This window comes from Streptomyces violaceoruber (genome assembly GCF_033406955.1).
Taxonomy (GTDB): Bacteria; Actinomycetota; Actinomycetes; order Streptomycetales; family Streptomycetaceae; genus Streptomyces; species Streptomyces violaceoruber.
This window is the reverse complement of record NZ_CP137734.1, coordinates 7,367,512-7,379,296: the sequence shown is the minus strand read 5'-3', so window position 1 is coordinate 7,379,296 and position 11,785 is coordinate 7,367,512. Positions and strand designations below refer to the sequence as shown.

The following is an 11,785-nucleotide window of genomic DNA, read 5'->3' as shown; positions in this document are numbered from 1 at the left end:
GGGATAGGTGGGTTGGGACGGGTGGGACGGCGTGGGGTGGTGTGGCCCGGAGGTCAGGCGGTGGGGCGGGCCTGCGGGTCGTCGCCGATGTACGGGTCGGTCCGCGTGTCCACGTCCAGCGCCGTCCGGGCGGCGACGGTGCCGTCCACGACCAGCGCCAGGTGCAGCCGGCCGCTGGTCCAGCCGTCGGGCAGCGCGGCGGGCACCGTGACGGCGGCGCCGAGGACGTACGGCTTGGCCTCCGCGCGGCAGCCGGGGACGGCGTCGCCGGGCGCGTCGGGCGTCCTGGCGTACACCGGGGTCCAGGTGGTGTGCACCGTGCCCGCGACCGGGTCGTCGCCGTGGTGGGAGACGTGCACGTCGACCGTGAAGTCGGGGCCGGTGGTGAGCAGGTCGCGGCCCGGTGCCACCGGCGTGACGTCCAGGACGAGGGTCGTGGGCGCATTGGCGTGGGCCGGGTCGACGCCCGCCAGGTCCTTCGCCCCGCGCCCGAAGTCCAGCAGCCCGGCGCTCTCGTGCTCGATGTCGTACAGCTCCGTGTACACGTACCCGGCGAGCCGGTCGTGGCGGCGCAGCTCCTGGGTCTGCCAGCGCAGGTGCCAGGCGCGGTCCAGGCCGGTGAAGCCGCCGCCGTACTCGCTGTTGAGGTTGGGCAGGCCGCGCAGCGGCTGACCCGGGACGGCGAGCTTCTTGTGGACGACGAAGTCGGGGCCGAGCTTGACGGGGAAGTCGTCGCGTTCGCCGGAGAGCAGGTCGGCGACGGTGGTGGCCCAGGAGGCGGCGCTCTCGTCGTAGTAGTGCCAGTCGAGCAGGTCGGTCTTGACGTGGGTCCAGCCGGAGTTGTCGACGACCGGGCGGGTGGCGTCGAGGGCCTTGAGGCGGTCGTAGGCGTCGGCGGTGGCGCGCTGCTTGGCCGGGTCGCCGGGGATGTCCCAGTCCAGGCCCCATTCCTCGTTGTACAGGCCCCAGATGACGATGGCGGGGCTGTTGCCGTCGCGCTCGACCATGGGCTCGATCTGCTCGGCGAAGGCGGCGGTGGAGGCGGGCGAGAAGCGGCCGGGCGAGGCGGGTTCGGCCCACAGGAGCATGCCGAGGGTGTCGGCGTGGTGGGCGAAGCGGGGGTCCTCCAGTTTGAGGTGCTTGCGGACGAGGTTGTAGCCGGCCTCGGCCGCGAGCTCGATGTCGCGGCGCAGGGCGGCGTCGTCGGGAGCCGTGATGCCGGTTTCGGGCCAGTAGCCCTGGTCGAGCACACCGCGTACGAACAGCCGCCGCCCGTTGAGGTACAGGGACTCGCCGTCGACGGTGACGGTGCGCAGACCGGTGTACGCGGCGACCCGGTCGGTGCCGTCGGCGGAGGACAGCTCCGCGTCCACGTGGTAGAGGTGCGGGTCCTCCGGAGACCACAACCTGGGTGCGGAGAGCGGAAGTTCGGTGGCGAGCCGTCCGTCGGGGTCCAGGGTCGCCGTGACGGCGGTGTCCTCGTCGCGCACCCGCAGCCGGAGTTCGGCGCGGTCGGCCGCGGGGCCGTGTACGACGGCTTCGACGGTGATGCCGGTCAGGTCGTCGTTCGGGCGCAGCCGGAGCGCGGCGAGGTGGGTGGCGGGGCGGGCCTCCAGCCAGACGCTCTGCCAGATGCCGGAGGAGGGGGTGAAGCAGACGCCGTCGTAGTCGTCGCGGGGCATGCTGCGCTGCTTGCCGTGGGCGATGTCCCGCTTGTCGGCGGGGGCGTGGACCCGCACCGTGAGCTGGTGCTCGCCGTCGCCGAGGGCGTCGGTGACGTCGGCGGCGAAGGGGGTGTAGCCGCCCTCGTGGTGGGCGACCTCGGTGCCGTTCACCCAGACCGTGGCGGCGTGGTGCACGGCGCCGAAGTGCAGCACGACGCGCTGTCCGGCCCAGTCGGCCGGCACGGTGAACGTGCGCCGGTACCAGGCGGTCCGGAGCCAGTGCTCGGCGATGCCGGAGGCGGGCGTCTCCCAGGCGAAGGGCACGGTGATGGCGCGGTCGTAGCCGTCGGACGCGTCGGCGGAGTACGCCTCGGCGGGGTCGGCGCGGAAGTCCCAGGTGCCGTTGAGGGTGAGCCAGGAGTGGGACCGGTCGAAGTGCGGGCGGGGGTACTCGGGACGGGGGGTGGTCATGGGCGTGTGTGCTCCGATTCGGTGCGGCTGCGGGGCGGTCGGCGGCGTACGGGGGGGGGAAGCTCAGCCCTTGACGCTGCCCGCGAGGATCCCGTTGATGAAGTGGCGTTGCAGCAGGACGAACAGGGCGAGCACGGGCAGCATCGCGATGCTCCCGGCGGCGAGCAGTTCGCCCCAGACGGTCGCGAAGTCGGCGCCGACGCGGTTGCCGGTGACGTTCTGCGCGAGCGTGGACAGCACGACTTGCAGCGTCTGGTGGCTCTCGTCGTTGACGGCGACGACCGGCCAGACGAAGTCGTTGTAGATGTTCATGGCGGTCAGGACGCCGAGCGCGGCGATGCCCGGCCGGATGACCGGCATCACGATCCGGGCGAAGATGCCGAACTCGCTCGCCCCGTCCACGCGTCCGGCGTCGAGGAGTTCGTCGGGCACGGCGGCGATGGTCTGCCGCATCCAGAAGATGCTGAAGGCGTCGATGCTGCCGGGCAGGATCAGCGCCTGGTACGTGTTGACCCAGCCGAGTTGGCTCATCTCCAGCAGCAGCGGGATGACCAGCACCAGGGTCGGCAGCATCAGCGTGAGCATCAGCACGCCGAAGAGCAGGTTCTTGCCCGGGAAGCGGTACTTGGCGAAGGCGTAGCCGGCCAGCGGGCAGAAGAACATGGTCATCGCGCCCTTGACGGCCACGACGAGCACGGTGTTGACGAACCCGGTGCCGATCGGCACGTCGTCGAACATCGCCCGGTAGTTGTCGAGGGTGGCCGAGCCGAGCGAGAAGGACAGCGGGTCGCGGACGATGTCGGTCGGCGGCTTCAGCGAGGAGCTGACGGCCCACCAGATGGGATAGACGAACACGAGGGCGAGGAGGCCGAGCACCAGGTACTGGAGCGGCCCGGGCCGGGGCTGGGACAGGCTCCTGCCCGGCTTCTCGGTCCGGCTGGTCATGAGGCTGGTCATGGTCACTCGTCTCGGGAGCGGAGCAGGCGCACGGACAGCAGGGACAGGGCGAACACCAGCAGCACGAGCAGGAAGGAGTTCGCGGCGCCGGTCCCGAGGTCGGACGCCAGGATGTGGTTGTAGAGGTAGAGCCCGCCGGTGGTGGTCGAGCCGTACGGGCCGCCCTGGGTGACGACGAACGGTTCGGCGAACATCTGGAACACCGCGAGGGTCTGCACCACGACGAGGAAGGCGATGCTGCGCCGGACCAGCGGCAGGGTCAGCGACCAGAACTGCCGCTTGCGGGAGGCGCCGTCGAGGGCGGCGGCCTCGTACACGTCGCCGGGCACGGCCTGGAGTCCGGCGAGCAGGATGATGATCGCGAATCCGGTGGTCTTCCACAGGAACAGCAGCGCGAGCGTCGGTTTGGCCCAGACGGTCGACTGGAGCCAGTCGACGTCCGGCAGGCCGACGGAGTTGAACAGGTGGTTGACCAGCCCGTAGTCGGTGTCGAAGGCGACGATCCAGACCTGGGCCATGGCCACCAGCGGGGTGACGAACGGCGCGATGAAGGCGACCCGGAACATGCCGCGCAGCCGCAGCTTCGCGTTGGCCAGCAGGACGGCCGCGGCCAGGCCCCCGACGATCTGGAGGGGCACGATCAGCAGCCACATCACCGCGCTGTTGCCCAGCGAGGACCAGAACTCCTCGCTGGTGAGCAGGTAGGTGTAGTTCTCCAGGCCGATGAAGTTCGCCTCGCCCGCCCCCTTCCAGTCGGTGAAGCTCAACTGGAGGGCGAAGACGAGGGGGTAGAGGCCGAAGGCAGCGAAGACGACGTAGAACGGCGCGACGAAGAGGTACGGCGCGAGGAAGGGCTTGCGGCGGGAGCGGCGGGCGGGGCGCGGCGCGTCCGGTGCCGCTCGCTCCTTGCGGGGCGGGGTGAGGGTGCCGGAGGTCATGCGCGGTCCACCAGGTTGCGCTGGATCTTCTTGGTGGAGTCGTCGATGACGTCGTCGGGGGACATCTTCCCCTCGATGAGCCGCTGGAGGTTGTTGCCGAGGTAGTCGACGGACTTGGCCCACCAGGCCGGGATCGGCGCGGCGGACGGGATGGTGTCGGCGGCGTCCACGGCCACCTTCCACAGGTCCTGTCCGCCGAGCGCGGCCACCGGTTCGAACAGCGGCTTGTCGGGGCGGCGGGCGGGCCCGTAGCTCGGCACGGAGGTGGTCAGTCCGCCCGGGTAGACCTCGCTCGGCCCGTACACCGCGCTGTAGCCGGGCTCCTTGAAGCACAGGAACTCGTACAGCAACCAGGCCAGTTCGGGGTTCTTCGCCTTCGCCGGGATGATGAAGCTGCTGCCGCCCATGGCGCCGCTGCGCGCCCCGCCCGGCGTCCAGGCCGGCAGCGGCGCGGCCCGCCACTTGCCCTTGCCCTTCTTCAGCAGTTGCTGCGGGGCGAAGGACCACCACACCGCCCAGGGGACCAGGGCCTGCTGACCGTTCTCCAGGGCGGCGAGGTCGGCCTGCTTGAGGTACTCGGCGTGGGTGACCAGGTCGTCGTCGACGGCGTCGCGTACCCAGTTGAGGACGTTGCGGTACTCCTTGGAGTCCAGCCGCACCTGCCCGTCGGCGTCGGCGAGGCTGGTGCCCTGCTGGCCCGCGAGCATCTCCAGCCAGAGCTGGCCGAGGAGGGGGTCCTTCTCCATGTGCAGGGGGCGGGCCGCGGGGTTCTTCTCCCGCAGCGACCGCGCCGCCGCCAGCAGGTCGTCGTAGGTCTTCAGCCCGGCCGGGTCGACGCCCGCGTCCTCCAGCAGGTCCTCCCGGTACCAGAGCAGTCCGGGGTCGAGGTCCCAGGGCACGCCGTAGATCCGGCCGCCGACGGTGTTGACCGAGAGCTTGTACGCCGAGGTCCTGTCGCGGTAGGGCGCTATCAGGTCCGTCAGGTCGTACAGGTGCTCCGCCTGGCCGCCGATCTTGGCGTCGTCCCAGAAACTGCCGTCGGGCAGATCGGTGCCGCTGATCAGGGTGTTGGCGAGCTTGGCGTCGATGTCTACGGCCTGGTGGTTGACCTTGATGTCCGGGTAGGCCTTGCGGAAGGCGTCGATCGCCGCGTCGAAGACCTTGAACAGGTCGCCGGAGCGGTTCCAGATGGTGATCTCGCCCTTGGCCGACGCACTCGGCGTCCCGGTGAGCTTGCGGGGCTCGGACCCGGAGGAGCCGGGGGCGCACGCCGCGAGGGGACCGGCGGCCGCGGCGAGCGCGCCGGCGCCGAGCGCGCCGCGCAGAACGCTGCGCCGCGGGACGAATGATCTGGACATGAGCACGGCTCCTCGGTCGGAAATGCGGGCTGGGGTGCGCGAAGGGGAGTGGCTGAGCAGGAGTGGACGTGAACGCGCGCAGGCGTCGTCGGCGGCGCGGCGGCCGGCACGAAGGTCCCGTCCGCCGCCGCACTTTGCAACGATGCAGAGATGATGCGTCGCCTTTTGCAACGATGCAATAGCTGAGTAACATCAACCTGCATCTGCGCTGGTCCACACCGGCGCGAACACGAGATGCTGCCGACCGAGGCCCCGCGGGGGCCGTGAGGGGGAACTGGATGGCCGGCTCCACGCTCCGCGACGTCGCCCGACGCGCCGGAGTCTCGATTCGCACCGTGTCCAACGTGGTCAACGGGTCGGTGCCCGTCTCCGACGAACTGCGGGTCCGGGTGCAGGCCGCGCTCGACGAACTCGACTACCGGCCCAACCTGGTGGCCCGCAATCTCCGCCGGGGCCGCAGCGGCATGATCGCGCTGGTCGTTCCCGAGCTGGACGTGCCGTACTTCGCGGAACTGGCCCGCGAGGTGATCACCGCGGCCCGCACCCACGGGTACGTGGTCATGCTCGACCAGACGGACGGCGACGGCGAACGCGAGCGGGAACTGCTGGGCCGTGAGTCCCGCGCCACGATGTTCGACGGTCTGCTGCTGAGCCCGCTGTCCATCTCGGCGGACGAGCTGCGCCGGCGCACCAACCGGGTGCCCGTCGTGCTGCTCGGCGAGCACATCTTCAACGGAAGCTTCCACCACGTGGCGATCGACAACGTCGCCGCGGCCCGGGACGCGACCGAACACCTCGTCGGCCTCGGCCGCCGACGGATCGCCGCGATCGGCGACCAGCCCTACAGCACCGGCGAGACCGCGCAGTTGCGTACCACCGGGTACCGCCAGGCGCTGGAACGCGCCGGGCTCACCGTGGACGAGGAGCTGATCGTCCCCACCCCGCGCTTCCACCGCCATCTCGGTGCCCAGGCCATGGAGCGGCTGCTCGCCCTGCCCGAGCCGCCCGACGCGGTCTTCTGCTACAACGACCTGCTCGCCATCGGCGCCATGCACGCGCTGGCCCGGGCGGGGGTACGGGTGCCCGAGGACATCGCCGTCGTCGGGGTCGACGGCATCCAGGAGGGCCGGTACAGCTCTCCGTCACTGACCACCGTCGCCCCGGACAAGGCCGCGATCGCGCGCACGGCGGTCAGCACCCTGCTCGGCGTGATCGACGGTTCGGCGCCCGCACCGACGGAGGCCAAGGCGCCGCACCGGCTGCTGGTGCGGGAGAGCACGGCAGGGGCACCGGCCGACTGACCACGCGCGGGCTCCCGCCCGCCTCCGCGGCCCCGCGGCCCCGCGGCCCCGCGGCCCCGGCCACCCTTGCCGCGTCCCCGGTCCCGCGCCTAGCCTGACTTTGTGCCGCAAATAAACAAAGCCCGATCGCACAACGTCGTGCCGGGCTCCCGCGACGACCTCACCCGTCTCCGAATCGCCCTGACCGCCTTCTTCGCCCTCGACGGCTTCGTCTTCGCCGGCTGGGTGGTCAGGATCCCCGCCATCAAGGAGCAGACCGGCGCCTCCGCCAGCGCTCTGGGGCTCGCCCTGCTCGGTGTCTCGGCGGGCGCCGTGGTCACCATGACGCTCACCGGACGGCTGGTCCGCCGCTACGGCAGCCATCCCGTCACCGTCGCCTGCGCGGTCCTGCTCTGCCTCAGCATCGCCCTGCCCCCGCTCACCCACTCCGCCCTCGCCCTCGGCGCCGTCCTGCTGGTCTTCGGCAGCGCGTACGGCGGGATCAACGTCGCCTTCAACAGCGCCGCCGTCGACCTGGTGGCCGTACTCGGGCGCCCGATCATGCCCAGCTTCCACGCGGCGTTCAGCCTCGGCGGCATGGTCGGCGCGGGGCTCGGCGGTCTCGTCGCCGGGGCGCTGTCGCCGACGCGGCACCTGCTCGCCCTCACCGTGACCGGCCTGCTGGTCACCCTCGTCGCGGGCCGGGCCCTGCTGCGCTGCGAGCCCGCCGCGCCGCCGGACCGCACTCCCGAGGAGGACGACGGCACCCCGCGCCGCCCGGACCGCCGTACCCGTCGCCTCGTCGTCACCTTCGGCCTGATCGCCCTGTGCACCGCCTACGGCGAGGGCGCCATGGCCGACTGGGGCGCCCTGCACCTGGAGCAGGACCTCGACGCCTCCCCGGGTCTGGCGGCAGCGGGTTACTCGTGCTTCGCCCTCGCCATGACCGTCGGCCGGCTGACGGGGACCACGCTGCTGGAACGCCTGGGCCGGACGGCCACAGTGGTGGCGGGCGGCACCACCGCGGTGGCCGGCATGCTGCTCGGGTCGCTCGCCCCTTCCGTGTGGGCGGCGTTGTTCGGCTTCGCGATCACCGGCCTCGGACTCGCCAACATCTTCCCGGTCGCGATCGAGCGGGCCGGCGCGCTCGGCGGCCCGAGCGGGGTCGCGACCGCGTCCACGCTGGGCTACGGCGGCATGCTGCTCGGTCCGCCCGCGATCGGTTTCATGGCCGACTGGTTCTCCCTGCCGGCCGCCCTCACCAGCGTCGCGGTGCTCGCGGCGGTGGCGGTGCTGGTCGCGGTCGCCACACGGCGCGCCGCGGTGCCCGGCTGAGCCGGGCGCCACCCGGGGAAGGGAAGGTGCCGGGAAGGCCTGCCGTCGAGTGCGCTCCATGCGGCACACTCCCTGGCATGAAGACCGCGGCGTACGTCGAGATCCTGGACCGTGAGGGCGCGTTGCTGGCCGAGGCCGCCGAGGCGGCGGGCAGCGACGCCGAGGTGCCGACCTGCCCCGGCTGGCGCGTGCGGGACCTGCTGCGGCACACCGGGATGGTGCACCGCTGGGCGACGGCCTTCGTCGCCGAGGGGCACACCGGTCCCCGGCGTGCCGACGACCCGCCCGCCCTGGACGGCGCCCGGCTGGTGAGCTGGTTCCGGGACGGACACGCACGGCTCGTCGACACCCTCACCGGCGCCGCGCCCGGCGTGCGGTGCTGGCAGTTCCTGCCCGCGCCGTCACCGCTGGCCTTCTGGGCCAGGCGGCAGGCGCACGAGACGACGGTGCACCGGCTCGACGCCGAGTCGGCGTGCGGCGGTGGGGCCACCGGCATCGGCGTGGACTTCGCGGTGGACGGCATCGACGAGCTGCTGTGCGCCTTCCACGCCCGTCCGAAGAGCGCCGTGCGCACCGAGGAGCCCCGCACGCTGCGGGTGCGGGCGACGGACGCGGCGGACGCCGTGTGGACCGTACGGCTGTCCGCGCAGCCGCCGGTGACCGTGCGGGAGGCCGCCGGGACCGCCGACTGCGAACTGTCCGGCCCCGCCGCACACCTCTACCCCGCGCTGTGGAACCGCCGGCCGTTCCCGGAGGTGACCGGCGACGGCTCGCTCGCCGCGCTGAGGCGCGAGCGGTCGGGCGTCACCTGGAGTTGAGGGGGGTGTCCCGGCGGCGCCGGTCAGCCGGCCAGCATCCGGTGCAGCACCGCCCGCTGCACCGGGAGCGCCTCACCGTGCCGGGCACGTCCTTTCGGCGTGAGCGCCACCCGCACGCCCCTCCGGTCCTCGGGGCACAGGGAGCGCTCGACGAGACCGTCCTTCTCCAGCCGGGCGACCAGCCGCGACAGCGCGCTCTGGCTGAGGTGGACCCGCTCGGAGATCTGCTGGACGCGGTATCCGCAGGAGCCGGAGCCGTCCTCGTCCGGGGTGCCGGCCAGGACGTCGAGGACCTCGAAGTCGCTTCCGCACAGGCCGTGTCCGTGCAGCGCACGGTCGAGTTCGCACTGGACGCGGGCATGGAGGACCAGGATCGAGCGCCACCGGGTCACGAGCGCCTGTTCGGCCTTCTTCGCCGCCATCCGCGCACCGTAGCAGAGCTCCGCGCGCCGGACACCGCGCGGCCGAAACGCCGCCGCTCCGGGAGACTTGCCGCCATGGAAACCCACGGGCGACGGCGCACGCAGGACGAGCGGGACGCCGTCACGGTCGAAATCGGCTACGCGCTGTGCAGCGCGGCGTTCGCGGCGGCTGTGCTGTTCGGCGCCGTGGCCGGGCCCGCGTATCTCTTCGGCCTGACGGGCGGGGTGCGCTCCGCGCTCGTCGGGGCGGGCATGGTGCTCGCCGTGGTGGTGTTCGCCGTCCGGGTGGTGAGCGTGCTGGTCCGGTTCGCGCGCGGCGGTCAGCCGAGCCAGCCGGGCCGCACCAGCCCCGACTCATAGGCCAGGACGACCAGTTGGGCCCGGTCACGGGCACCGAGTTTCACCATGGTCCGGCTGACGTGGGTCTTGGCGGTCAGCGGGCTGACGACCAGTCGGCGGGCGATCTCCTCGTTGGACAGACCGATGCCGACCAGGGCCATCACCTCGCGCTCCCGTTCGGTCAGCCGGGCCATCTCGCCGGCCGCCGCCGGCTCCTTGGAACGGACCGCGAACTCGGCGATCAGGCGCCGCGTCACCCCCGGCGACAGCAGCGCGTCGCCGTCCACCACCGCCCGCACGGCACGCAGGAGTTCCTCGGGTTCGGTGTCCTTGACCAGGAAGCCGGAGGCACCGGAGCGGATCGCCTCGAAGACGTACTCGTCGAGTTCGAAGGTGGTGAGCATGACCACCCTCACGTCGGGCAGCCCCGGGTCACCGGTGATCCGGCGGGTCGCGGTGAGGCCGTCGAGCAGGGGCATGCGGATGTCCATGAGGACGACGTCGGGGCGCAGTTCGCGGATCGAGCGCACCGCTTCCTCGCCGTCGGCGGCCTCCGCGACCACCTCGATGTCCGGCTGCGCGTCCAGCAGCGCCCGGAAGCCGGCCCGAACCAGTGACTGGTCGTCGGCGAGCAGTACGCGGATCACCGGTCGTCCTCCTTCGTGCGGTTCGGGTGCTTCACGTCGATCGGCAGAGCCGCCAGGACCCGGAAGCCGCCGTCGGGGCGCGGGCCCGCCTCGATGGTGCCACCCAGCGCCGCCGCGCGCTCCCGCATCCCGGCCAGCCCGTTGCCGCTGCCGCCCGCCTCGGCGCCCGTCGCGGGACCGTCGTCGTCGACGCGCAGCAGCAGCGTGCCGCCGTCCCGGCCGAGACGGACGCGCGCGTGCCGCGAGCCCGAGTGCCGTACGACGTTGGTGAGCGCCTCCTGCACGATGCGGAACGCCGCGAGGTCGGTACCGGGCGACAGGCGCGGCGGTTTCCCCTCCACCTCGACGGTGAGGCCCGCGCCCGCCGCCTGCTCGACCAGCTCCGGGAGCCGGTCGAGACCGGGGGCCGGAGCGCGCGGCGCGTCCCCGGGGGTGCGCAAGGTGTCGAGTACCTGCCGCACCTCGCCGAGCGCTTCCTTGCTCTGGTCCTTGATGGTGGTGAGTGCGGTGCGGGCCTGTTCCGGGTCGGTGTCCAGGAGGGCGAGTCCGACGCCTGCCTGCACGTTGATGACGGAGATGCTGTGCGCGAGGACGTCGTGGAGCTCGCGGGCGATCCGCAGCCGCTCCTCGTCCGCGCGCCGGCGTGCCGCCTGGGCCCGCTCCGCCCGCTCCCGCGCCCACTGCTCGCGGCGGGCCCGGGCCAGCTCCGACAGGGCGGCGATGGCCACCACCCAGGTGGCGATCACGAGCTCCTGTCCCCAGGACGCGGCCGAGTCCCCGGACGGCGGCAGCCACCGGTAGAGCCAGTGCGCCACCAGGGCGTGCCCGGCCCACAGGGTGCCCATCGCCGCCCACGCGGCCCTGCGGTGCCCGGTGACGACGGCGCTGAAGCAGGCCACCGCGACGGCCACGAACACCGGGCCGTACGGGTATCCGGCGCCGAGGTAGACCAGAGTGGTGACCGCCGTGCCGAACACGACCGGCACCGGGTACCGCTGCCGCCACAGCAGGGCGGCTCCCGTCACGAAGAGCAGTACGCGCGCGAAGGGGTCCAGTGCGGCCCGCTCCGCCTCCTGGGCGTGGGCGGCGAAGCTGGAGCCGACCAGCACGAACGCCGTGACGAGCACGGTGGAGCGCCAGGGCCGGGCGGGGCGCTGTTCCTCGTCGCCCCGCCGGTTCCACCACGGGGGCCCGTGCCACCACCACTGCGGTGCCCGGCCCGCGCGCTCGCGCTGTCCGTCCATGACCGCCACGCTAGACGCCGGGCCGGGCGGGCGGCGTCACCCGCGCGTGGTGATCACGCGTACTCCCGGCGAAGTACGGCCCTCCACGGCCCGTGAGCCGCCACGGCGCGGACCCGCGGCCGGATGGTCGGGGCACGCCGGGCCGACCGGACGGGCGAGGCGGCCCGCCGGGTGGCGGACGGCTCGGCCCCGCAAGCCGCCCTCGCCGCCACGGTCCCGGGCGGCGGGTCGGGGGGAGGGGGAAGAGGCGGCGTCCGTCCGGTGGGCCGGCCGGGCCGCGGCTCGGTGGCACCACCGGCTCGGCCAGGTCCG

11 protein-coding genes are annotated in these 11,785 nt (G+C 72.9%); 4 read left to right on the top strand and 7 right to left on the bottom strand.

Annotated features, from left to right (window positions below; genetic code table 11):
• Positions 1–53: 53 nt before the first annotated feature.
• The 4 genes from R2E43_RS33160 to R2E43_RS33145 form a co-directional block, all read right to left on the bottom strand.
• Positions 54–2,135: a glycoside hydrolase family 2 protein gene (locus R2E43_RS33160; RefSeq protein ID WP_210984076.1), complete on the bottom strand. Its 2,082-nt coding sequence runs from the start codon at positions 2,133–2,135 to the stop codon at positions 54–56.
• A gap of 63 nt (positions 2,136–2,198) precedes the next feature.
• On the bottom strand, positions 2,199–3,092 hold the full coding sequence (locus tag R2E43_RS33155; protein WP_003977767.1) for a carbohydrate ABC transporter permease: 894 nt from the start codon (positions 3,090–3,092) through the stop codon (positions 2,199–2,201).
• A 2-nt stretch (positions 3,093–3,094) separates the two neighbouring features.
• Positions 3,095–4,030, bottom strand: a complete 936-nt coding sequence (locus R2E43_RS33150) for a carbohydrate ABC transporter permease (protein ID WP_189282815.1) — start codon at positions 4,028–4,030, stop codon at positions 3,095–3,097.
• Entirely contained in the window at positions 4,027–5,388 is a 1,362-nt protein-coding gene (locus R2E43_RS33145; protein WP_332056824.1) for an ABC transporter substrate-binding protein, read from the bottom strand. Before R2E43_RS33145 ends, R2E43_RS33150 begins: the two co-directional genes overlap by 4 nt.
• 278 nt (positions 5,389–5,666) lie before the next feature.
• Between R2E43_RS33145 and R2E43_RS33140 the strand changes: the two genes are divergently transcribed.
• The 3 genes from R2E43_RS33140 to R2E43_RS33130 all read left to right on the top strand — a co-directional run bounded on the left by R2E43_RS33140 (position 5,667) and on the right by R2E43_RS33130 (position 8,821).
• Positions 5,667–6,689: a LacI family DNA-binding transcriptional regulator gene (locus R2E43_RS33140; RefSeq protein ID WP_003977764.1), complete on the top strand. Its 1,023-nt coding sequence runs from the start codon at positions 5,667–5,669 to the stop codon at positions 6,687–6,689.
• Between the two features lie 138 nt (positions 6,690–6,827).
• Positions 6,828–8,003 carry an MFS transporter gene (locus tag R2E43_RS33135; RefSeq protein ID WP_136208216.1) on the top strand — a complete coding sequence of 392 codons (1,176 nt, stop codon included), beginning with the start codon at positions 6,828–6,830 and terminating at the stop codon, positions 8,001–8,003.
• A 77-nt stretch (positions 8,004–8,080) separates the two neighbouring features.
• On the top strand, positions 8,081–8,821 hold the full coding sequence (locus R2E43_RS33130; protein WP_136208215.1) for a maleylpyruvate isomerase family mycothiol-dependent enzyme: 741 nt from the start codon (positions 8,081–8,083) through the stop codon (positions 8,819–8,821).
• A gap of 23 nt (positions 8,822–8,844) precedes the next feature.
• Here the strand turns inward: R2E43_RS33130 and R2E43_RS33125 are convergent, their stop codons facing one another.
• A complete protein-coding gene (locus R2E43_RS33125; RefSeq protein WP_016325625.1) occupies positions 8,845–9,243 on the bottom strand; it encodes a MarR family winged helix-turn-helix transcriptional regulator in 399 nt (132 codons plus the stop codon).
• Between the two features lie 75 nt (positions 9,244–9,318).
• Here R2E43_RS33125 and R2E43_RS33120 point away from each other — a divergent pair, with 75 nt between their 5' ends.
• On the top strand, positions 9,319–9,603 hold the full coding sequence (locus R2E43_RS33120; RefSeq protein WP_136208213.1) for a DUF6332 family protein: 285 nt from the start codon (positions 9,319–9,321) through the stop codon (positions 9,601–9,603).
• On the opposite strand, the gene R2E43_RS33115 is transcribed toward R2E43_RS33120, so the two are convergent.
• Positions 9,564–10,229, bottom strand: coding sequence for a response regulator transcription factor (locus R2E43_RS33115; protein ID WP_332056823.1), 666 nt, complete (start codon positions 10,227–10,229; stop codon positions 9,564–9,566). The two genes, R2E43_RS33120 and R2E43_RS33115, sit on opposite strands and share 40 nt — an antisense overlap.
• Positions 10,226–11,473 carry a sensor histidine kinase gene (locus R2E43_RS33110; protein WP_011027559.1) on the bottom strand — a complete coding sequence of 416 codons (1,248 nt, stop codon included), beginning with the start codon at positions 11,471–11,473 and terminating at the stop codon, positions 10,226–10,228. The genes R2E43_RS33115 and R2E43_RS33110 overlap by 4 nt, the downstream gene beginning before the upstream one ends.
• Positions 11,474–11,785: the final 312 nt, after the last annotated feature.